Raw genomic sequence first — 20,482 nt, forward strand, 5'->3', positions numbered from 1 at the left:
ATGAAAAGCCGCGACATTTGTCGCGGCTTTTTTCATGCGCTCTGTTGTGTCTCCAGCCTGCTGATGAAACCCTTTCCTCTGCATCGTGGGAGAGAAGGGGAGGAGAGCATGAATGCCGCGCCCGATTCCGTGAGTAGCTTTGCACCCTCATTACACCCTCTCCGCGCCGCATGGGCCATCCCCACATCACCATCCACAACAAGGAATTTCGGCCGTATCTATCGGCTGCTCAGCTGGATGAAGTAGTGGCCGCTCTGGCTGCCCGCCTCAGTGCCGATTATGCCGGGCAGAAGCCGTTGTTTGTCGTTGTGCTTACCGGCGGGTTCATGTTTGCTGCCGATTTGCTGAAGCGCTTCGTGGGCGAATGCGAAATTGTCTTCATCCGGGTGGCTTCCTATGATGGCACCGGCAGCACCGGCGTGGTGCAGGAAATTCTGGGCCTGCGCGAAGAAGTGCAGGACCGCCACCTCATCATCGTAGAGGACATTGTGGACACAGGTACCACCATGCACCACCTCATGCCCACGCTGCTGGAAAAAGGCCCGGCTTCGGTCGAGATTGCGGCGCTGTTTTTCAAGCCTGCCAGCCTGAAGCACGAGCTCACGGTGCGCTACGTAGCCAAGGAAATCCCCAACGACTTTGTGGTCGGATACGGCCTTGACTACGACGGCCTGGGCCGCAATCTGCCCGATGTGTACGTTGCCGTGTAGCAACGTTTCTGGTCACGATTGAGTAACTTGCCCAAACCCACCTAAAATCACCTCCCTCGCGCAACGCGTCTTCTACATGTTGAATATCGTGCTGTTCGGCCCTCCCGGCGCCGGCAAAGGAACCCAGAGCCAAAAACTCATTACCCATTATAACCTTGTGCACCTGAGCACCGGCGACCTGCTGCGCGCCCAGATTGCGCAAGGCACCGAGCTGGGCCTCACCGCCAAAAAGCTGATGGACGAAGGCCTGCTCGTGCCCGATGCCGTGGTTATCGGGATGATTGGCAGCGCCCTGAAGGATAACCCCCAGGCCGGCGGTTTCATTTTTGATGGTTTCCCCCGCACCGTGGCCCAGGCCGAAAGCCTCGACCATCTCATGGCTGCGCATAACACGCACATTGGCTGCATGATTGCGCTGGAAGTGCAGGAAGAAGAGCTGGTGAAGCGCCTGCTGGAACGCGGCAAAACCAGCAACCGCCCCGACGACCAAGACGAAACCAAAATCCGCCGCCGCGTAACGGTGTACAACACCGAAACGGCCCAGGTGGCCGGCTACTACGCCGCCCAGAAGAAATTCCACGCCCTCAACGGCATCGGCCCAATCGACGACATCTTTGGCCAAATCTGTGGCCTGATTGACCAGCACCAAGCCGCCAAGCCCGAAGCACCGGCCGAAGCGACCAACGAAGTAAAAGCGTAACTTTACGTTTTAATACGACTGTCATCCTGAGCGTAGCGAAGGACCTTATTACGCTTGCACGGTTTAGCGTTACTGCAAATCGTCCGGTCGTGATAAGGTCCTTCGCCACGCTCAGGATGACCGTTTTTTTACCTTAATACCCCAACCCCCGTGGCCTCCAATAACTTCATCGACTACGTCAAACTCATCTGCCGCTCGGGCAAAGGCGGTGCCGGCTCGCACCACTTCTTCCGGGCCAAAGGCCTGCCCAACGGCGGCCCCGACGGCGGCGACGGCGGCCGCGGTGGCCACATCATCCTCGAAGGCAACTCGCAGCTCTGGACGCTGCTGCACCTGCAGTACCAGAAGCACGTATTTGCCAAAGATGGCGAGGGCGGGGGCGAAAACCTGCGCAGCGGCGCGCAGGGCGAAGACATTGTGCTGCAAGTGCCCCTCGGCACCGTGGCCCGCGACGCCGCCACCGGCGAGCAGCTGCTCGAAATCACGGAGCACGGCCAGCGCCTCATCCTCGTGCCTGGCGGACGCGGTGGCTGGGGCAACGACCATTTCAAGAACTCCATCAACCAGGCCCCGCAGTACGCGCAGCCCGGCGAGCCGGCCGTGGAGGCCATTATCATCTTGGAGCTGAAGCTGCTGGCCGACGTGGGCCTCGTGGGCTTCCCCAACGCGGGCAAGAGCACGCTGCTCTCGGTGGTGTCGGCCGCCAAGCCCAAGATTGCCGACTACGCCTTCACCACCCTCGTGCCCAACCTAGGCGTGGTGGCCTACCGCGACTACAAATCCTTCGTGATGGCCGACATTCCCGGCATCATCGAGGGCGCGGCCGAAGGCAAGGGCCTGGGCACCCGCTTCCTGCGCCACATCGAGCGCAACTCCATGCTGCTCTTCATGATAAGCTGCGACTCACCCGACATCAATGCCGAATACGACGTGCTGGTGGGCGAGCTGGAGCAATTCAACCCCGAGCTACTGGAAAAGAAGCGCCTGCTGGCCATTACCAAGTCCGACATGATTGACGAGGAGCTGGAGGCCGAAATCCGCGCCACGCTGCCGGAAGAAGTACCCGCCATTTTCATTTCCAGCCTCACGAATAAGAACATCGTGCCGCTGAAAGACATGATTTGGAAGGCATTAGAAGAAACCCGTCGCGACGCTGCGCCAACCAAACGCCAAGGACTTGGCGAAGAAGGCCAGGAAGAATGGCCCGCTTAAGGCGGTCTGATTTTTAGCTTGCCTGTTGGTTGAGTAAGTGCGCGTAAATCAGTTCGGGGTCTTGTTGCGTGTGATAGTTGAAATGCAGGTAAAGGGCGCCGTTGCTGAATTTTAATTTTTGCTGCACGGATTCTTCTCCTTGCAACATCTTAGGTTCAGGCCATTGTTGGGCTATGACAGCTACTGTGGTGGAAGAAGTAGCTGACCAAGTTGCTTTGCCACCAGCAATTGAGGCCAAGTAGTTGGAGTGGAAAACATGGCGTATAATTTCCTCAATACTTGCGGAGTCGTGGAGAGTTACTATTCTTTCATGCGGTGCATCGCAGTCGTCGCTCATGGCAACACTGTCGCGTGTCAAACGAATTTCCATGGATGAAAGGAATAATACCGAGGCAAGTTAAACCCACTCCAAAGAGAAACCACTGCCCTGTTACTCGTGCCACTATGGCAGCCCGCGCCCCTTTGGCCCACTCCTTGCGCCCGCAACTTGACTAACCGGCTAACCCCGTGAAAAACCCCTTTCGACGAATATTTCCGCAGATGGCTAACGAAAATAACCTGCCGCAGGACGACAACCTGACCGCCGACCCCAACCACGTAGCTGGCGAAATGGCCGAAAATGCCGACGGCGAAGTGAACGACCCGAACATGACGGCCACTGGCGCGCCGCAGCCACAAGCCTCGCGCACCGATGCCGAGCTGGCCGACCTTAAAGACAAGTACCTGCGCCTGGCCGCCGAGTTTGAGAACTACAAGCGCCGCACCACCAAGGAGCGCATCGACCTGTTCAAAACTGCCAACCAGGAGTTGATGACGGCCCTGCTGCCCGTGCTCGACGATGTGGAGCGCGCCCGCACCGCCACCGCTACCACCACCGATGCCACCGCCGTGCGCGATGCCCTCGGCATTGTGCAGAACAAGCTGAACAAAACGCTACAGCAAAAGGGTTTGACGTTGATGGAAGCCAAGGGTGGCGACTTCGATGCCGAGCTGCACGAGGCCATCACCCAGATTCCCGCGCCCAGCGACGACCTGAAAGGGAAAATCGTGGATGTGGTGGAGCAGGGCTATTATTTGGGTGACAAGGTTATTCGCCACGCCAAAGTGGTACTGGGGCAGTAATTTTAGGGTTTGATTGGAGGCTGAAAGAATAAAAACGTCTGTCATCCTGAGCGGAGCGAAGGACCTTATCACGCATCAACGACTTGCTCAGTCGCGATAAGGTCCTTCGCTCCGCTCAGGATGACAGACGATTCATACAAAAGAAGATGGCTACGAAGCGCGATTATTACGAGGTATTAGGCATTACCAAAACAGCGGAAGGCGACGTTATCAAGTCGGCTTACCGCAAGATGGCCATCAAGTACCACCCCGACAAAAACCCTGACGACCCCACGGCCGAGGACAAATTCAAGGAAGCCGCCGAGGCATATGAAGTTCTCAGCAACGCCGACAAGCGGGCACGCTACGACCGGTACGGCCACCAGGGCATGGGCGGCGGTGGCGGCGGTGCCCAGAACATGGAGGACATCTTCTCGCAGTTCGGCGATATTTTCGGCGGTGGTGGGGGCTTCGAGGGCTTCTTTGGGGGCGGACGTCAGGGCGGCGGGCGGCGCCAGAAGAAGGGCTCGAACCTGCGTATCAAGCTGAAGCTCGATTTGGAGGAAATCGCCAACGGCGTCGAGAAGAAAATCAAGGTGAAGCGCTACGTGGCCTGCCAGCCGTGCAGCGGCACCGGCGCCAAAAACGGCACCGACCTCAAAACCTGCGCTACCTGCCAGGGCTCGGGCCAGACCAAGCGCGTGGTGAACACCATGCTCGGCCAGATGGTGAGCAGCAGCACCTGCCCCACCTGCAACGGCGAAGGCAAAACCATTGTGAGCACCTGCGACGTGTGCAAAGGCGAAGGCCGCCAACTGCACGAGGAAGTGATTCCCATCAACATCCCCGCTGGCGTAGCCAACGACATGCAGCTGAGCATGAACGGCAAAGGCAACTTCCCCGAGCGCGGCGGCGTGCCCGGCGACCTGCTCATCCAGATTGAGGAGGAGCCGCACGAATTCCTGAAGCGCGACGGCAACAACATCATGTTCGAGCAGTATATCTCGTTCGTGGATGCCGCCCTAGGCGCGAGTCTGGAAGTGCCCACCATCGAGGGCAAGGTGAAAATCAAGGTGGACCCCGGCACCCAGCCCGGCAAAATCCTGCGCCTGCGCGGCAAGGGCATCAAGGACCTGAACGGCTACGGCCGCGGCGACCAGCTCATCCACCTGAACGTGTGGACGCCCAAGAATGTGAGCAACCAGGAGCGCGAGCTACTGGAGAAGCTGCGCGATTCGGACAACTTTACGCCGCACCCCGGCAAGAATGAGAAAGGCTTCTTCGAGAAGGTGAAGGAGTATTTCGCCTAATACCTGATTAGAGAGTTTTCAAGAACCCCGTCTGGCCTTTGGGCAGGCGGGGTTTTTCATTTGCTATGATAGACAATTGTGGTTCTTGCGGAAATATTCGGCGGCTTCTGTAATGCGTAGCTGCTGAAGGCGATTCACTCCCCGAAAAACTCCTACCCCAAGCATGGCCGCCGCCACCCCGTCTGCTGATTTTGTTGCCGCGCTGCACGAGTACCAGCCGCTGCTCCGGCGCGTAGCCCGGCTCTATTGCCAGGACGCCGACGACCGCCAGGACTTGTTCCAGGAAATGGTGTTGCAGCTGTGGCGGGCGTGGCCGCGCTACGTGCCGCAGCCGGGGGCCAAGCTCAGCACCTGGCTCTACCGCATTGCGTTGAACGTAGCCATTTCGAACCTGCGCCAGCGCACCCGCCGCCCGGCCCCAAGCGAGCTGGATGCCGAGGCGCTGGCCGTAGCGCAAGCTCCGGAAACGGGCTTCGATGCCGACGACCGGGCCCAACTCTACCGAGCCATCGGGCGGTTGTCGGAGGTAGATAAAGCGTTTGTGTTGCTTTATCTCGAAGACCGGTCTTATGAGGAAATGGCTGACATTCTTGGTATTACTCAAAACAATGTGCGCGTGAAAATGCACCGCGTGCAGGAAAAACTTCGCTCGCTTTTAGTCCCCGCCGCCTGATGGAACTCGATGACCTTCGCCGCCAGTGGCAGCAGCCCGCGCCCGCCGATGCGCCCGCCCCGCTCGACGCGGCGGCCCTGACGCGGCTGCTGGCCCGGCAGTCCGATGGCATTCTTAACAAATTGCGCCGGAGTGCCCGACTGGAGCTGTGGGCCAACATTGGCATCGTGGCGGGGGCGCTGGCCCTGGCCATGCTGGCGCAGACGCTCTGGCTGCAAGTAGCAGGCGGCGTGCTGGCGGCCATCGGGGCCGTGTGCATCGTGTATCTGTACCGGAAGCTGCACCTGCTGCGACGCATGGACGACCCCGCCGCCGACCTGCGCGCCCACCTGCTGCGCCTCGACGGGGGCCTGCGGGCGCTCATTCGCTTCTACTACCGCTTCACGCTGGCCATGCTGCCGGTGGGCGGGCTGCTGAACGTGCTGATGGTGGTGTCGACCTCGAAGCGCGAAATCGGGCTGACCTCCGGGTTCGGCATTGCGCTGGTTCTGGGCCTGGTGGTGGTGCTGCCGGCCGTGCTCTACCTGCCGGTGGCCAGCCTTACGCGCCGCTACCTGCAGCGCCTCTACGGCCAGCACCTCGACCGCCTCGAAGCCAGCCTGCGCGAGTTGGACGAGCCCGCACCGGCCGCCATGCGCTGAGCCGGCCACGCCCATTCATCCGCCTTATTCACCGTTTGGGGGCTGGTTGCGGCCGCTTGGCTCCCCACGCTTCGCAAGTAAAGAAGGCGTCCAATACATTTGCCCAGCGTCATTCTTCTACATTTAACCCACCAACCAACCCTTCTTTCTGTGAAACCAATACTGGAAGCCATCGACGTGCGAAAGGCCTATGCCAACCACGTCGCCCTCTCGGGCGTGAGCCTGGAAATTCCCGAGGGTAGCATCTTCGGCTTGCTCGGGCCCAACGGCGCGGGCAAAACCTCGCTCATCCGCATCATCACCCAGATTACGGGGGCTGATGAGGGCGAAATCCGGTTCCGGGGCGAGCGGCTCAATCCCAGCCACGCGGCCCAAATCGGCTACCTGCCCGAGGAGCGTGGGCTGTATAAGAAGATGAAAGTGGGTGAGCAGTTGCTCTACCTGGCCCAGCTGCGCGGCCTGAGCCGCAGCGATGCCACGGCGCGCATCAAGCAGTGGCTGAACCGCTTCGATATAAAGGAGTGGGCCGGCAAGAACGTGGAAGACCTCAGCAAGGGTATGCAGCAGAAGGTGCAGTTCATTGCCACGGTGCTGCACGACCCGAAGCTGATTATTCTGGACGAACCGTTCTCGGGCTTCGACCCGATTAACGCCAACCTGATTAAAGACGAGATTCTGGAGCTGCGCAACCAGGGCGCCACCATTATTTTCTCGACGCACCGCATGGAATCGGTGGAGGAAATGTGCGACAACATTGCGCTCATCAACCGCTCGCGCAAGGTACTGGACGGGCCGATTGGCGTGATTCGGAACCAGTTTAAGACCAATACCTACGAGGTGGAGGGCACGGGGCATCCGGTGTTGTCGAGCCCCGATTTTGAGGTGGTGGAGCAGAAAAAACGGGAAAACGACCATTTCTACCTGCGGGTGCAGCTGCAGGACGGCGTGCGGCCCAACGACCTGTTGCGCTACCTCATTGGCTCGGTGGGAATTGAAGTGGAAGCCTTCCGCGAGAAAATCCCGAGCATCAACGAGATTTTCATCCGGCGCGTGGGCGAAACCATGCCTGAAACCCTTCTCGAAACCGCTAACGCACTGCTTTAATCCGTCGTCATGGCCTCCAAATTCTTACTCATTGCCCAACGCGAATATCTGAGCCGCGTTCGCAAAAAAGCATTCATTGTTCTCACGCTGGCCGTGCCGCTGCTGCTGGCGGGGTTCGGGTTCGTCATCGCCAAAATGGCGAGCTCCGACAACGACACCACCGACGTGATAGAGGTGCGCGACGACTCCGGCCTGAATGTGGCCAGCCACCTCGTGAGCACCGCGCAACTGCGCTTCGAAACCACTACAGGCACGCTGGCCGATGCCAAAAAAGGCTTCCAGAAAGCCAAGCACGACGGCCTGGTGTACCTACCCGCCGGCCTCGACGTGGAAAAGCCCGTGGGCGTACAGTTTTTCGGCAAAGGCAACATCAGCCTTAAAAAGCAGTCCGCCGTGGAATCGGCGCTCAACAAGGCTTTTTCGGACCTGAAGATGCAGAAGTCCGGCCTCACCCAGGACCAGCTCGACCGCCTGCGCTCGAAGGTGGATTTGCAGGCCGTGAGCCTCGATGAAACCGGCAAAGAGGCCAACAGCAACGCGCTGGCTACCTCGGGCATGTCCTACGCGCTGGCGCTGGCCATTTACATGTTCATCTTCATCTATGGCGTGCAGATTATGCGCGGGGTGGGAGAGGAGAAGTCGAGCCGCATCATGGAAGTGATGCTCTCGTCGGTGAAACCGTTTGATTTGATGATGGGCAAGATTGTGGGCATCGCGGCGGTGGGCCTCACGCAGTTTTTGCTGTGGGGCGTGCTTTCGTTCGGCGTAAGCTCGGTGGTGATGCCGCTGCTGACGGGCAAGGACAAGCCCAAAACGGAAGTTGCTGCTGGCACTTCGGCGGCTGGGGCCACGGCGGTTGTCGTTGCCGATGACGACGAGCCCCGCAGCGCGGGCGCGCAGTTCGACCGCAGCGTGGATAAGCAGACAGCCCAGGCCAGCAACCCGGCCGGCCGTTTCAGCTTCTTCAACATCCTGGCCGAACTGCCGCTGGGCACCATTCTGTTCGGGTTTATCATTTACTTTCTGGGCGGCTACCTGCTGTACGGGGCGCTGTTTGGGGCCGTGGGCGCGGCCGTGGACGACCAGACCGATACCCAGCAGTTTATGTTCCCCATCACGATGCCGCTCATTCTGAGCTATATCGTAGGCGTATCAGTCATCCTGCGCAACCCTGATGGGCCGGTGGCTTTCTGGATGTCGATGTTCCCGCTGACTTCGCCCATTGCCATGGTTATTCGCCTGCCGTTTGGCGTGCCGATGTGGCAACTGGGGCTGTCCATTTTCCTGCTCATTCTGGGTTTCCTGGGCACGGTGTGGGTGGCGGCCCGCATCTACCGCGTGGGTATTCTGATGTACGGTAAGAAGGTGACGTACAAGGAGCTGGGCAAGTGGATGTTTTATAAGGGGTAGAAGAAATAGGATAACAAAGCACGTCATGCGGAGCTTGGCGGAGCATCTCTGCCGCGTAGCTAATCCTTTTGCATGGGATTACTGCTGCGATAGAGATGCTTCACCAAGCAGCTCCGCATGACGTTCTTTGTTGGTAGTAGCTTACCGACCTGATTCTATGCGCTTCCTTCGCCTTGTCAGCCTCTTCTTCTTGCTCATCGGCCTCGCCAGCTTTGTGGGCGACCGGCCCGCCTACCGGCTTTTCACCGCCGCCGGCCAGCCTGCCGACTACGATCACATGATGCAGGAGCTGGCCCAGGCCGACGTGGTGCTCTTCGGCGAGCAGCACAACGATGCCCTTGCCCATTGGCTGGAGCTGCAAGTAGCCAAGGACCTGCAGAAGCTGAAAAAGCCCGGCCAGTTGGTTATTGGGATGGAGATGTTTGAGCGCGATGTGCAGCCGCTGGTGGCCAGGTACGCCGCCGGCACCCTGGCCGATACGGCCTTCGAGCGCCAGGCCCGCCCGTGGCCCAACTACGCCACCGACTACCGCCCGCTGCTGCTGTTCGCCCGCGAAAATCACGTCCCCGTCATCGGCACCAATGCCCCGCGCCCCTTCGCCAAAGTGGTAGCCCAGCGCAGCCTCACCGCGCTGGACAAACTGCCTGCCACCGACCGCACCCTGCTCGCGCCGCTGCCGCTGAAAGTGGATTATGACCTGCCGGGCTACAAAAACATGGCCGCTATGTTTGGCGGCGACGGAAAAGCCCATGGGGGTGGAGCCCAGAATATCATTCAGGCCCAGGCGCTGAAGGACGCCACCATGGCCCACTTCGTCCAGACCAGCCTCGCGCCTGGCCAAACTATGCTGCACCTCAACGGCAGCTACCACTCCGACCACCACGACGGCATCGTGGCATTCCTGCGCCAGTACGCGCCCAAGCTCCGCGTGAAAACCATCAGCGTGGTGACGCAGGGGCAACTGCTGACGCTGGAACAGGAGCAGGTGAACGTGGCCGATTTCGTGGTGGTGGTGCCGACCGATGCAAGCAAGACTTATTAAAAACAGGGAGCCCGGTAATCATTGGCCCATGAAAATTCGCGAAGCCCAAGTAGCCGATATTGAGCAGATGTCTGAAATCCGACTGGCGGTAAGAGAAAATGCGCTCAATAATCCGGCATTCGTGACATACGGCGACTACGTGGACTACCTCATGCAGCGCGGCAAAGGCTGGGTGGCCGAAGTAGACGGGCAGTTGGCGGGCTTCGCCATTGCCGATTTGCAGGGCCACAGCGTCTGGGCGTTGTTTGTCCATCCCAATTTTGACCGGAAAGGCATTGGCCGCACCCTACACGACACGATGCTGGCCTGGTACTTCGGCCAAACCACCAAGCCCGTGTGGCTGAGCACCGCACCGGGCACGCGCGCCGAAGGCTTCTACCGCCGGGCCGGATGGCGGGAAACGGGCCGTACTGCCAGCGGCGAGGTGCGGTTTGAGCTAACCGAATGGAATTAGTAATTATAAAAAATAATAGATATTTTATTATGTTTGCCTGATTACGAAACCTGACTCTTATGCCTAATACTGACCCCCAAAAAAGTGCCCTGTTTCAGAAGGTGGCCGAGACGCTAAAGCAACAAGGTTTCACAATTGACAAGGAAGACCCGACGCGCCCATGGGGCGGGTTTTTCGTGATTGACGAAGCCCAGGCCCAGGAATTTGCCAACACCTATTTCGGCGGCCTGTTGGTGGACAGCTTGCGGATTTCGGGCCGGCTGAGCCCGAAAATTCTGGTAGTGGCCCCGCACCAGCGGCTCAGTTGGCAGTACCATCACCGCCGCGCCGAAATCTGGCAGGTGGTGCAGGGCCCGGTGGGCGTGGCCACCAGCGAAACCGATGAGCAAGGCGAAGTGAAAAGCCTGCAGGTGGGCGAGCGCATCATCCTGCGCCAGGGCGAGCGCCACCGCCTCGTGGGCCTGAAAGACTGGGGCATCTTGGCCGAAATCTGGCAGCATACCGACGCGGACAACCCTTCGGATGAAGATGATATCGTGCGCGTGCAGGATGATTTCGGCCGTTAGCAACCGTTGTACGGCACTAAAAAAGCCCGGCAATACCGGGCTTTTTTAGTACTTGAAAAATGCGGGCATGCGCGATTACGTCTCATCCTCATTGGGTTTCACCTTTTTCATGGCTTCGGCCAGCGACTGCTGAAGCTTGACGCCGGAGTCGGCCGGAGCTTTTTCGTTGATGTTGTACTGCTTTTGCAGCCGTTCCCATTCCTCAATGGCGATGAAAACGCCGGTGATTTTGCCTTTGTCGTCGGAGAGATATTTAACGTCCATGCGTGGTGGGGTTAGCGTGGTTGGATGGCGTTGAAGGTAAGCCCGGTGCGGGCTTACTGGCCGGGATAGTAAGTTTTTTCGGCGTGAGCCTTCACGTCTTCAGGATAAAAACGCACCTCCTTGAAGCGGCCGTTGCAGTACAAATCGGCCTGGTCGGTGAAGTGCGACGTGCCGGGCCGGCTGGTCTGCCCGCCCGTGACCACGGAGCGCGCCACGATGCGCGGGCCGAATTCCACCACGGCCACGAAGCTGTTGCCCACGTTGCCGTAGCGCTTTTTAGTGCCGGGATAAGCCCGGGCGCCAAACGCGGCCAGCGAGCCCCAGGCCGACGACGTGAAAGCCACCGGCCGGCTGGGCTGCTGGTCATCATACTTCTCCTCGATGCGGCCGGTGAGGCGCTGGTAGCGGTTCACATCGCCCCAGGGCATTTTCCAGGTGCCAAAGTCGCGGGTCAGGTCGTCGATGGTTTCGGTGAGGGTGGCCACTTTTTCGGTGGGCGAAGTATTGGCCAGCGCGAAGCGGGTGAAGCTGATGTAGTCGAGCTGCGGCTGGGCGGCGGGCACGCGGGCGCGGGCCTTGGCCAGCAGTCGCTCGGCCCAGTAGATGGCCACGGTTTGGGCCACGGAGGTTTGGGCGTAGTTGTGGTTCCAGGCGCGGAGGGTTTCAATGGCTTCGGCCACGGCCGGCGCGGCGGCTTTTTCGGCCGAGGTGGGCTGGTAGGCGTTCAGCAGCGGTGGCAGCAGGTCGTCGAAAGCCGTGAGGTGCGGGTCGTCGGCCGCCGCAATCAGGGTGTCGAGGGTGAATACGGCTTTGCGGCTGAGCACACGCACAGCGTTTAAGCCCCGGTAGTTCTCGGCATCGGGGGCTAAGTATTTGGGATATTTAGCGGCCAGCGGGCTGCTGGGGCCGCTCACGGTGAAGGGCGTGGAGTTGCAGTTCTGAATAAAGCCGCTGGCCGGGTTGTGCACCTGCACCAGCTCGCTTACCGGGTGGAAGCCCTGCCACTCAGTGGCTGGGTTGCTGCCGTCCACGGGCTGGCTCCAGTCGAATTTCGGGTCGCGCTTCGGCATGAAGTTGCCGTGCCAGTAGGCAATGCTGCCCTTGGTATCGGCAAAAACGGTGTTGTTGGTGGCGTTGCCGTTCAGCTTCATCACCGTCTGAAAGCTGGCGTAGTCGGTGGCCTTGGTGCGTAGGTAGGACTGTTGGAGGGCGGCCAGCGGCGAGTTCATCATGCGCACCGCCACCCACTGCCCGTCCGTTTTCTGGCCCACGATGGGGCCGTGGTGCGTGCGGTAGATGGTGAAGGTTTTGCGCAGGATTTTATCGCCCGATTTATAGGGCAGCGACACTTTCTGCGCCGTCACGGCCCGCAGCTTCGTGCCGTATTTATAAAAGAAATTGCCGCCTTTTTCCTCAACCGTTTCAAGGTATTCGTCCATCGAATCGGCTTGGCTGGAAGTATGCATCCAGCCGCAGTGCTCATTAAAGCCTTGATAGATAAAAAACTGGCCCCACGTCACGGCCCCGTAGGCATTCAGGCCCTGCTGACTCACCATCTGCACCTCGGAACGGAAGTAGAAGGAGGTGTGCGGGTTGATGAGCAGCAGGGCGTGGCCGCTGGCGCTTTTGGCCGGCGCAATGGCAAAGCCGTTGGAGCCCACCGGTTCGCGGTCGGACCTGCCGAAGTCGGTATCAATCCATGAGCTCGACTTTTTCTGACTATAAAATGCTTTCAGCCGCTCGATGCTCACCACGCTGATATTGCCCCCAATGCTGCCCTCGCTGAACATGAGCGGCATCCAGGGCTGGAAGCGGCGCAGCAGCCGGGGCTGCACGGTAGGGTGGGTGGCGAGGTAGTAATTGGTGCCGGCGGCAAAGGCATCGAGCAGCAGCTTCATGTCGGCGGGGCACTTTTTATAAATGCCCATGGCCTGCGTGCTGTCCAGGAACAGGCGGGCGCGCAGGTCGTGGTACAGCTGGGCCTCGCCCTCCACTTCGGCCAGCCGCCCAATGGCATCGAGGTAGTTGGTTTCAACGCGGTCGAAATCGTCCTCGCACTGCGTGTAAAGCAGGCCGAAAACCGCGTCGGCATCCGTCTTTCCGTAGATATGCGGCACGCCATACGTGTCGCGCGTGATGCTCACCTGTCGGGCCTGCTGCTGCCAGCGCGCCAGCTCGGCAAGGCTGAACTTCTGGGCCTGAGCCGCCAGACCGGTAAGAATCAACAGCAGCGAAAGAAGCAGACGCATCGGGGCAGGAATGGGTGAAACGATGAGCGCGAAAGTAAACGAAAAAGCCCCGGCCGGTGGGCCAGGGCTTTATTCCAAATACTGTCATCCTGAGCGCAGCGAAGGATGACAAAGACTATTTATGCCGAGAACGACGAACCGCAGCCGCAGGTGCTTTTGGCCTGGGGGTTGTTGAAGACGAAGCCACGGGCGTTGAGGCCGTCCTGGAAGTCGACTTCCATGCCCAGCACGTACATGGCGTGCTTTTTATCCATGATGAGCTTCAGGCCGTCGAGGTCGTAGGTTTCGTCGGCATCCTTGGCTTTGTCGAAGCCGAGCAGGTAGCTCATGCCCGAGCAGCCGCCGCCCTGCACACCGATGCGCAGGCCGTAATCGGCCGGGACGTTCTTCTCCTGGATGATGTTTTTCACCTCCACTACGGCGCGGTCGGTGAGGGAAATGGGGGCGAGGGTGGCAACAGCAGCCATAATGGTAAAACGAGTTTGGGAACAGGTGGATGGCAAAGATACGGCAGTATCGGAGCGTAAACAGCAGTTGGGGCCCGGCGGTTCACGGCGTAGTTTTGCGGCCTCACACACAGCTTTTACAAACCGCTTCGTTTATTGATTTGCCGGCCTCGAAGCCGGCCTAATGCTATGGATTCGACTACCTATTTCTACGAGTTGCTCAAGAGTATTCTGCCCGCCATCATTGTAGCCGCAGCTATTTATTTACTGTTCAAACAGTTTTTGGAGAAGGAGCAACAGCGCCGCCTGATTGAGTTGCGCCTCGAAAGTAACAAAACCACGCTGCCCCTGCGCCTGCAGGCCTACGAGCGGGTGGTGCTGTTTCTGGAGCGCATCTCGCCCAACAACATCCTCGTGCGCCTGAGCAGCGCCGGCTCCACCGCGCCCGAGTTTCACCGCCTGCTCCAGCAGGAAATCCGGGCCGAGTACGAGCACAACCTTTCGCAGCAGGTCTACATCTCGGCTGATGCCTGGACGCTGGTAAAAGAAGCCAAGGAAAACGTCCTCACAATGGTAAACCGTGCCTTCCACGGCATGCAAAACCCGGCCCAAGCCCGCGGCACCGAACTGGCCAAGCGCATTCTCGAAGGCCTGATGATGGACGGCGCCGAACCCACCGCGCAGGCCCTGGCCGTGGTGAAAAATGAGGCGTCCGGACTGTTTTAACGCCTGTCATTGCGAGTGGAGCGCAGCGGAACGCGGCAATCCGTCCTGTCAAAACCAGACTCTTTCTTTCACAAGAAAGCCCCGACACTGTGAAGTGCCGGGGCTTTCATTTGTTAAAAAAAGGCGTTATCAAATCTCAGGGCTAGTCGCATTGACAGGACGGATTGCCGCGTTCCGCTGCGCTCCACTCACAATGACAGACGAAACCTAGGCCGTCACGCTCACCGCCTCAATAGCGTTGCGGTAGCATTCCTCGTACCGTGGCACAATGTTCTCCACGGCAAACTCCTCGGCACGGGCGCGGGCGGCGGCTTTAAAGCGCGGCAGGTTCTCGTCTTCCAGCACGTAGAGGGCATTTTTTACCATGTCGGCCACGTCGCCGATGTCGCTAATCATGCCCGTCAGGCCGTGCACATTCAGCTCGGGAATGCCGCCGGCGTTGGTGCTCACCACAGGCACTTCGCAGGCCATGGCTTCGAGGGCGGCGAGGCCGAAGCTCTCGTTTTCGGAGGGCATCAGGAACAGGTCGCCCACGCTCAGCACTTCTTCCACGGCTTCGAGCTTGCCCAGGAAGCGCAGGTCGCGGTGTACGTCGAGGTCGCGGGCCAGCTTTTCCATGCGGTTGCGGTCGGGGCCGTCGCCCACGAGCAGCAGCTTGGCCGGGATTTTCTCGCGCACGCCCACAAAAATCCGGAGCACGTCTTCCACCCGCTTCACGGTGCGGAAGTTGCTGGTGTGAATGAGCAACTTCTCGCCCTCGGGTGCGATGGCGGCCCGGAAGTGGCTCTTTTCCTGCTTCTTGAAGCGGTGAAGGTCAATGAAGTTCGGGATGACAGTAATGTCTTTCTCAACGGCGAAATACTGGTAGGTTTCGCGCCGCAAATCATCCGATACGGAAGTCACGCCGTCGCTCTGGTTGATACTGAACGTGACCACCGGCTCGAAGCTTGAATCCTTGCCCACCAGGGTAATATCGGTGCCGTGCAGCGTGGTCACCACCGGAATCTGGATGCCGCGCGAGCGCAGAATTTGCTTGGCCATGTAGGCCGCCGAAGCGTGCGGAATGGCGTAATGAACGTGCAGTACGTCAAGCTTTTCGTTCTGCACAATGTCGACCATCTTGCTGGTCAGCGCCAGCTCGTAGGGCGGGAACTGGAAGAGCGGGTAGGCCGGTACATACACCTCGTGGTAGAAGAGGTTTTCGTTGAAGAAATCGAGCCGCACCGGCTGGCTGTAGGTGATAAAATGCACGCGGTGGCCGCGCTGGGCCAGGGCTTTGCCCAATTCCGTGGCCACCACGCCGGAGCCGCCAAAAGTGGGATAACAGACAATGCCAATGTTCATAGGGAAATGCGTTTGCGCTTAGCCAACCGCGAAGCCGCAGGTTTGTTGCAACGACGAATGAGCCGACCAAATGATGCATAGTGAGTAGATTTAGTCGCGCCTGCTTTCCTACGTAATTCCGATGATACTGCGCCGTCCTAAGTACATAATAGTTGCGCTACTGCTATTCGCAACTGACTAAGCCTGCGCCCAAAAATGGTTTACACCTGATGTAGCCAGAGAGGTAGGCCGGGTACCGTGTAATAACTGCGTATTGGGGCATGGAGAAGCCTATTAAAATAGGGCCAAGTCAGATACGCCGGTGACTATGTTCGTTTTCGATACGATTGCCACTTATGCGCAGGGCAGAATAGTCGATATCAACACTGGTAAACCCATCAAAGCAGCCGTTATCCAGACGCGTTATTCCTGTTGGGAGGACTGTGAGGTAAAATCGGCGGCGGCCAACGAAGCCGGATTTTTCCGTCTGGGGTGGGTAGGCTGCCATGGTCCGAATGGTAGCCGGTCCAATCGCCCATTACTGATACGGGCCGTCGGCTATCAGACAATAAGTACGGAAGTAATTGAAATTGGTGGTGGAAGCTACTTGCACATTGAGCTTCTAGCATTACCCAAGCAACACTAGAAGCTGGAAAATCTGCGAAGTTTTTGTCAATAATATTAGTAAATCATATTGCTAATCAAATGAGCTATTCTATATCTTTGCGGCGTCCCGGTCAGCCCGGATAGTGGAGAGGTAGCTAATCTCAATGGGCAGTGCCGGGCATCACATTTTCACCCCAACACCCTTATTCCCATGCCCCAACTCGTTCCTTACCTCAACTTTTCGGGCAATTGCCGCGAAGCCATGACGTTTTACCAGCAATGCCTGGGGGGCGACCTGAACATCATGCCCTTCGCTGGCACTCCCGCCGCCGAGCACGTGCCATCCGCGGCCCAGAATGGCGTGATGCACGCTACCCTGCACAGCGGCGACCTGGTTCTGATGGCTTCCGATTCTCCGTTTCAGCCGGTGCAGGATGGGAATGGCAATAACCTCTCGCTCAATTGCCACAGCGAAGAAGAAATCGACCGGCTGTTTGCGGCCTTGGGTGAAGGCGGGCAGGTAACCATGCCGCTGGCCGACCAGTTCTGGGGAGCAAAATTCGGCATGGTCACCGACCAATTTGGCAAAAGCTGGATGTTTAACTACGACCGTGTTCAGCCGCAGCAATAGCCCCATGCAGACACATTCCGCCGTTTGATAACCAAGGCTTAAAACAAACCAGCCCGCTGACTTTGCTGTCGGCGGGCTGGTTTGTTTTAAGCCTCAAAAACTATTTCTGGGAAGCCTCTGCCGAAGCCAGCTTCTTGGCATTCTCTGCCGCCAACGACTTGTAAATAACCTCCTGAATACGCGTGCGGATGTTGTACTGGCGCAGCTTGTTATTGCCGGCATCGGGGTACACGCGGTTAGACAGGAAGATGTAGAGAATGTTGTTGTCCGGGTCCATCCACACGCAGGTGCCGGTGAAGCCGGTGTGGCCGAAAGTGCTGGCCGGCGAAAGGTTGCTGGTGGGGCCTTCGGGCTTGCTGGGGTCGCCGTGGTCCCAGCCCAGGCCGCGCCGCCCGCCGTTCTGGGGCCGGGCAAATTCCGTCACCACGGGGTTCTGGAAATAGCGGGTGCCGCCGTAGTTGCCGTTTTGCAGGTTCATCTGCATCAGCACGGCCAGGTCGTTAGCGGTAGCGAAGAGGCCGGCGTGGCCGCCCACTCCGCCCACTAGGGCGGCGGTTTGGTCGTGCACCGTGCCTTGCAACTGCTCGCGGCGGTAGTAGGTATCGTTTTCGGTGGGGGCAATGCAGCTTTTGGGAAAGCGCTGCAAAGGGTTATACGTCATACTACCCAAGCCCAGCGGCCGGTAGAAGTTGTCCTCCAAAAAGTTCTCAATCGGCTGCTTGAGAATCTTTTCGCACACGCGCTTCATCACAATAAAGCTCAGGTCCGAATATTCGGTGGGGTAGCGGTTTTTGATTTTGGGAAGCAAGCCGGAGCGCATGGTCCACGCCCAGACGGAGTCGTCGGCCGCCTTGGTGCTGTACTCGCCGGGCGCTACTTCGTTGGGAAAATCATCGGAGCGGGTGCTGGCGTAGAATGCAGACTTGAACTGCCCGTCGCGCAGGGTACGCTCCCACGTCGGGATGCCGGGCTTGAGGCCGGCCTGGTGAAGCAGCACGTCGCGCACGGTCATGTCGCGCTTGTTGGTGCGGGCCAACTCGGGCAGGTAGGTAGACACCTTCTCCTCGATGTTCAGCTTGCCCTGGTCCTTGAGGTACATCACGGCTTGCAGCGTGCCGGCCACCTTCGTCACCGAGGCCAAGTCGTATAAGGTGCTGCTGGTCACGGGCTGGCTCTGGTCGTAGGTGCAGTAGCCGTAGCTCTGGTCGAATACCACGGTGCCGTTTTTCGCCACCAGCACCTGGCAGCCGGGGGCGGCGGCGTAGGTCTGGCTTTCGAGGGCAATGTTGTCAATCTGAGCCAGCACCCGCGAGCTCAGGCCCTGACTTTCGGGCACGGCGTAGCGCAGACGATGCAGGTCGGCGGTGGCAATGCCGAGGTTGGTTTTGAGCGTGGGCGACACCGTAACGGGTAGTTTGCCCCGCGCCGGCAGCGCGCCGAACAGCACCTGCGGCACCACCAGCTGCGCCGCGTAATGGTCCTCATAGCCGCACACCAGCGTGCGCGCGCTTTCTAAAAACTTCAATGAATAGGCGTTGCCCATGGCCACCACCACCGTTTTAACGCGCTTGTTGGCCTGTAGCTGCTTAATAAATTTCATCGCCCCATCGCCAATGCCGTAGTTGTGGCTGGGCGTGTTGTTCATCTGGTGCAGGCTCACTACCACCACGTTATAGCCTTGCAGCCGGCTGCTGATACGGGCAAACGTGGAGTCAGGCGCGTAGCGGTCGGGCACGGCATACACCGGGCCGGGCTGGTACTTGTTGAAGATGGTAGCATACGGCCCTTCCGCCTGCGTGCCGATGGTGATGGCCGCAATGCGCAGCGTATCGAGCCGCTGGAAGGGGAGGAGCTGGTCGTCGTTTTTGGCAACGGTCACGGCGTGCTCGAAAATGCTTTGAGCCAATACTTTCGAGGCCGGCAGGTTCAGGCTGTCGCGCAAGGTGCGCAGGTTTACGGGCTGGTAGCGGTTCAGGCCAGCCCAGTACTTGGCCCGCAGAATTTTTTTAACCCGCAGGTCCAAATCAGCCTGCGTGAGCTTGCCGGCTGCCACTGCTTCGCGGATGCGCAGCAGCGCCGACGGCACGTCTTCCGAAAACAGCAGCACGTCGTTGCCGGCGGCCAGGGCCAGGGCGTCCAGCTCACCGTCTTTGTAAAGCTTGCTCACGCTCTTCATATTGAGCGCATCGGTGAAAACCAAGCCTTTAAAGCCCATTTTATCCTTTAGCAAGTCCGTTACCAGCGCGTGCGAGAGGGTGGTGGTTTTGGCATCCGTTGTGTCAAACAGCGGCATGTAGAGGTGGGCCACAATCACGCCCATCACCCCGGCCTCGAACGACTGCTGGAACGGCACCAGGTCCACTTTCGTGAGGCGGGCCATGTCGGTGTTGATAACCGGCAGCGAGACGTGCGAGTCGGTATCGGTATCGCCGTGGCCGGGGAAGTGCTTGGCCACAGCCATCACATTATTATCCTGCAAGCCCTTGATGTACTGAATGCCCAACGTGGCTACCCGGTTCTGGTCCTCGCCAAACGAGCGGTTGCCGATGACGGGGTTGCCAGGGTTGGAATTCACGTCGAGCACCGGCGCGAAGTCGATGTGCACGCCCAGCGCCCGCATTTTGCGGGCAATGTCGCGGCCCATCTGGTACACGTATTTAGGGTCATCCATGGCACCCAGCGTCATCTGCTTGGCGAAGTGAGCCGAGGAATCGAGGCGCATGTCGAGGCCCCATTCGGCGTCCATGGCAATGAGCAGCGGCACTTTGGCGGCGGCCTGCAGACGGTTGGCCATCAGGGCCTGGCGCTTAGGGCCGCCCTGCATAAACATCACGCCGCCAATGTTATAGTTGCGCACCAGCCGCTCGATGCGCTCGACGTGGCTGCGGTCCTTGTTAGAATACGCGGCCACCATAAAAAACTGGCCCAGGCGCTGGTCGGGCGTGAGCGAGTTGAACACGCTGTCGACCCAGGCCGTCTCGACCGGGCCGGATGGCAGCGGGTCGGCGGGCAGTTTTTTTACTTCGGAAAACGACAGCAACAGTCCCGCCGCCAGCAGCAGGGCCGCCATGGTAAGCTGGAAAGGGATGCGCATCAGCCCCGTAGGGTTGGTGGGTTGGTTCAAGGGGCAAACGGGCCGCGGGGGCCGTACTTTTGTCGTGAGTTACAACGGAACCCGCCGGCCGGGTTTGGAGGTTCCAAACCCGGCCGGCTCCGGCGCGAAACGCAACGGTGCGAGCCGTAAAATTTCGCTTTGGAACTCCGCTATTTAGCCGCAAAGGTACGCAACAAACCCCCGCGCGGGTTCACAACGC

The 20,482-nt window shown here is 59.2% G+C and carries 21 protein-coding genes; 15 read left to right on the forward strand and 6 right to left on the reverse strand.

Annotation, left to right across the window (positions count from 1 at the left end; translation table 11 throughout):
* The first annotated feature begins 170 nt into the window (after positions 1-170).
* The 3 genes from I7X13_RS06325 to obgE all read left to right on the forward strand — a co-directional run bounded on the left by I7X13_RS06325 (position 171) and on the right by obgE (position 2,622).
* The gene (locus tag I7X13_RS06325; protein WP_198074807.1) at positions 171-710 is read left to right on the forward strand and encodes a phosphoribosyltransferase; all 540 of its coding nucleotides are present in this window, start codon (positions 171-173) and stop codon (positions 708-710) included.
* Positions 711-786: 76 nt separating this feature from the next.
* On the forward strand, positions 787-1,410 hold the full coding sequence (locus tag I7X13_RS06330; RefSeq protein ID WP_198074808.1) for an adenylate kinase: 624 nt from the start codon (positions 787-789) through the stop codon (positions 1,408-1,410).
* Between the two features lie 150 nt (positions 1,411-1,560).
* Complete coding sequence (gene obgE / locus I7X13_RS06335) at positions 1,561-2,622, forward strand: GTPase ObgE (protein ID WP_198074809.1); 1,062 nt, start codon at positions 1,561-1,563, stop codon at positions 2,620-2,622.
* A 13-nt stretch (positions 2,623-2,635) separates the two neighbouring features.
* Here obgE and I7X13_RS06340 read toward each other — a convergent pair whose 3' ends face one another.
* The gene (locus I7X13_RS06340) at positions 2,636-2,992 is read right to left on the reverse strand and encodes a hypothetical protein (protein ID WP_198074810.1); all 357 of its coding nucleotides are present in this window, start codon (positions 2,990-2,992) and stop codon (positions 2,636-2,638) included.
* A 170-nt stretch (positions 2,993-3,162) separates the two neighbouring features.
* Between I7X13_RS06340 and I7X13_RS06345 the strand changes: the two genes are divergently transcribed.
* From I7X13_RS06345 to I7X13_RS06385, 9 genes are all read left to right on the forward strand, one after another.
* Positions 3,163-3,744 carry a nucleotide exchange factor GrpE gene (locus I7X13_RS06345; RefSeq protein WP_198074811.1) on the forward strand — a complete coding sequence of 194 codons (582 nt, stop codon included), beginning with the start codon at positions 3,163-3,165 and terminating at the stop codon, positions 3,742-3,744.
* A gap of 146 nt (positions 3,745-3,890) precedes the next feature.
* On the forward strand, positions 3,891-5,033 hold the full coding sequence (dnaJ, locus tag I7X13_RS06350; protein WP_198066883.1) for a molecular chaperone DnaJ: 1,143 nt from the start codon (positions 3,891-3,893) through the stop codon (positions 5,031-5,033).
* A 163-nt stretch (positions 5,034-5,196) separates the two neighbouring features.
* Positions 5,197-5,706, forward strand: coding sequence for an RNA polymerase sigma factor (locus tag I7X13_RS06355; protein ID WP_198066882.1), 510 nt, complete (start codon positions 5,197-5,199; stop codon positions 5,704-5,706).
* Complete coding sequence (locus I7X13_RS06360) at positions 5,706-6,347, forward strand: hypothetical protein (RefSeq protein WP_198074812.1); 642 nt, start codon at positions 5,706-5,708, stop codon at positions 6,345-6,347. The genes I7X13_RS06355 and I7X13_RS06360 overlap by 1 nt, the downstream gene beginning before the upstream one ends.
* 150 nt (positions 6,348-6,497) lie before the next feature.
* Positions 6,498-7,451, forward strand: coding sequence for an ABC transporter ATP-binding protein (locus I7X13_RS06365; RefSeq protein WP_198074813.1), 954 nt, complete (start codon positions 6,498-6,500; stop codon positions 7,449-7,451).
* 9 nt (positions 7,452-7,460) lie between these two features.
* A complete protein-coding gene (locus I7X13_RS06370; RefSeq protein WP_198074814.1) occupies positions 7,461-8,861 on the forward strand; it encodes an ABC transporter permease in 1,401 nt (466 codons plus the stop codon).
* 157 nt (positions 8,862-9,018) lie between these two features.
* The gene (locus tag I7X13_RS06375; protein WP_198074815.1) at positions 9,019-9,903 is read left to right on the forward strand and encodes a ChaN family lipoprotein; all 885 of its coding nucleotides are present in this window, start codon (positions 9,019-9,021) and stop codon (positions 9,901-9,903) included.
* A 28-nt stretch (positions 9,904-9,931) separates the two neighbouring features.
* Positions 9,932-10,357, forward strand: a complete 426-nt coding sequence (locus I7X13_RS06380) for a GNAT family N-acetyltransferase (protein ID WP_198074816.1) — start codon at positions 9,932-9,934, stop codon at positions 10,355-10,357.
* A 59-nt stretch (positions 10,358-10,416) separates the two neighbouring features.
* Positions 10,417-10,923: a cupin domain-containing protein gene (locus I7X13_RS06385; RefSeq protein ID WP_198074817.1), complete on the forward strand. Its 507-nt coding sequence runs from the start codon at positions 10,417-10,419 to the stop codon at positions 10,921-10,923.
* A 75-nt stretch (positions 10,924-10,998) separates the two neighbouring features.
* Here I7X13_RS06385 and I7X13_RS06390 read toward each other — a convergent pair whose 3' ends face one another.
* The 3 genes from I7X13_RS06390 to I7X13_RS06400 all read right to left on the reverse strand — a co-directional run bounded on the left by I7X13_RS06390 (position 10,999) and on the right by I7X13_RS06400 (position 13,903).
* A complete protein-coding gene (locus tag I7X13_RS06390; RefSeq protein WP_198074818.1) occupies positions 10,999-11,187 on the reverse strand; it encodes a hypothetical protein in 189 nt (62 codons plus the stop codon).
* A 53-nt stretch (positions 11,188-11,240) separates the two neighbouring features.
* Positions 11,241-13,436 (reverse strand): penicillin acylase family protein, encoded by a 2,196-nt coding sequence (locus I7X13_RS06395; RefSeq protein ID WP_198074819.1) that lies wholly within the window; start codon positions 13,434-13,436, stop codon positions 11,241-11,243.
* Positions 13,437-13,555: 119 nt separating this feature from the next.
* Positions 13,556-13,903, reverse strand: a complete 348-nt coding sequence (locus I7X13_RS06400; protein WP_198066873.1) for a HesB/IscA family protein — start codon at positions 13,901-13,903, stop codon at positions 13,556-13,558.
* Positions 13,904-14,071: 168 nt separating this feature from the next.
* On the opposite strand from I7X13_RS06400, the gene I7X13_RS06405 reads away from it, so the two are divergent.
* A complete protein-coding gene (locus tag I7X13_RS06405) occupies positions 14,072-14,608 on the forward strand; it encodes a DUF7935 family protein (protein ID WP_198074820.1) in 537 nt (178 codons plus the stop codon).
* A 207-nt stretch (positions 14,609-14,815) separates the two neighbouring features.
* On the opposite strand, the gene bshA is transcribed toward I7X13_RS06405, so the two are convergent.
* Complete coding sequence (gene bshA / locus I7X13_RS06410) at positions 14,816-15,952, reverse strand: N-acetyl-alpha-D-glucosaminyl L-malate synthase BshA (RefSeq protein ID WP_198074821.1); 1,137 nt, start codon at positions 15,950-15,952, stop codon at positions 14,816-14,818.
* 307 nt (positions 15,953-16,259) lie between these two features.
* Here bshA and I7X13_RS06415 point away from each other — a divergent pair, with 307 nt between their 5' ends.
* Together I7X13_RS06415 and I7X13_RS06420 are read left to right on the forward strand one after the other, a co-directional pair.
* Entirely contained in the window at positions 16,260-16,577 is a 318-nt protein-coding gene (locus tag I7X13_RS06415) for a hypothetical protein (RefSeq protein WP_198074822.1), read from the forward strand.
* Positions 16,578-16,748: 171 nt separating this feature from the next.
* Positions 16,749-17,168, forward strand: a complete 420-nt coding sequence (locus I7X13_RS06420; RefSeq protein ID WP_198074823.1) for a VOC family protein — start codon at positions 16,749-16,751, stop codon at positions 17,166-17,168.
* A gap of 100 nt (positions 17,169-17,268) precedes the next feature.
* Here I7X13_RS06420 and I7X13_RS06425 read toward each other — a convergent pair whose 3' ends face one another.
* Positions 17,269-20,292 carry a glycoside hydrolase family 3 N-terminal domain-containing protein gene (locus I7X13_RS06425; RefSeq protein ID WP_233454693.1) on the reverse strand — a complete coding sequence of 1,008 codons (3,024 nt, stop codon included), beginning with the start codon at positions 20,290-20,292 and terminating at the stop codon, positions 17,269-17,271.
* Positions 20,293-20,482 lie beyond the last annotated feature (190 nt).

It is taken from the genome of Hymenobacter negativus, assembly GCF_016056375.1.
In the GTDB taxonomy this organism is placed as follows: Bacteria; Bacteroidota; Bacteroidia; order Cytophagales; family Hymenobacteraceae; genus Hymenobacter; species Hymenobacter negativus_A.

Coding starts and splice junctions, on each gene's coding strand:
- I7X13_RS06390 (WP_198074818.1), bottom strand. CDS start 11,187: ATGGACGTTAAATATCTCTCCGACGACAAAGGCAAAATCACCGGCGTT.
- bshA (WP_198074821.1), bottom strand. CDS start 15,952: ATGAACATTGGCATTGTCTGTTATCCCACTTTTGGCGGCTCCGGCGTG.
- I7X13_RS06330 (WP_198074808.1), top strand. CDS start 787: ATGTTGAATATCGTGCTGTTCGGCCCTCCCGGCGCCGGCAAAGGAACC.
- I7X13_RS06415 (WP_198074822.1), top strand. CDS start 16,260: ATGTTCGTTTTCGATACGATTGCCACTTATGCGCAGGGCAGAATAGTC.
- I7X13_RS06420 (WP_198074823.1), top strand. CDS start 16,749: ATGCCCCAACTCGTTCCTTACCTCAACTTTTCGGGCAATTGCCGCGAA.
- I7X13_RS06340 (WP_198074810.1), bottom strand. CDS start 2,992: ATGGAAATTCGTTTGACACGCGACAGTGTTGCCATGAGCGACGACTGC.
- I7X13_RS06355 (WP_198066882.1), top strand. CDS start 5,197: ATGGCCGCCGCCACCCCGTCTGCTGATTTTGTTGCCGCGCTGCACGAG.
- I7X13_RS06400 (WP_198066873.1), bottom strand. CDS start 13,903: ATGGCTGCTGTTGCCACCCTCGCCCCCATTTCCCTCACCGACCGCGCC.
- I7X13_RS06325 (WP_198074807.1), top strand. CDS start 171: ATGGGCCATCCCCACATCACCATCCACAACAAGGAATTTCGGCCGTAT.
- I7X13_RS06380 (WP_198074816.1), top strand. CDS start 9,932: ATGAAAATTCGCGAAGCCCAAGTAGCCGATATTGAGCAGATGTCTGAA.
- I7X13_RS06370 (WP_198074814.1), top strand. CDS start 7,461: ATGGCCTCCAAATTCTTACTCATTGCCCAACGCGAATATCTGAGCCGC.
- I7X13_RS06405 (WP_198074820.1), top strand. CDS start 14,072: ATGGATTCGACTACCTATTTCTACGAGTTGCTCAAGAGTATTCTGCCC.
- I7X13_RS06395 (WP_198074819.1), bottom strand. CDS start 13,436: ATGCGTCTGCTTCTTTCGCTGCTGTTGATTCTTACCGGTCTGGCGGCT.
- dnaJ (WP_198066883.1), top strand. CDS start 3,891: ATGGCTACGAAGCGCGATTATTACGAGGTATTAGGCATTACCAAAACA.
- I7X13_RS06360 (WP_198074812.1), top strand. CDS start 5,706: ATGGAACTCGATGACCTTCGCCGCCAGTGGCAGCAGCCCGCGCCCGCC.
- I7X13_RS06385 (WP_198074817.1), top strand. CDS start 10,417: ATGCCTAATACTGACCCCCAAAAAAGTGCCCTGTTTCAGAAGGTGGCC.
- I7X13_RS06345 (WP_198074811.1), top strand. CDS start 3,163: ATGGCTAACGAAAATAACCTGCCGCAGGACGACAACCTGACCGCCGAC.
- I7X13_RS06375 (WP_198074815.1), top strand. CDS start 9,019: ATGCGCTTCCTTCGCCTTGTCAGCCTCTTCTTCTTGCTCATCGGCCTC.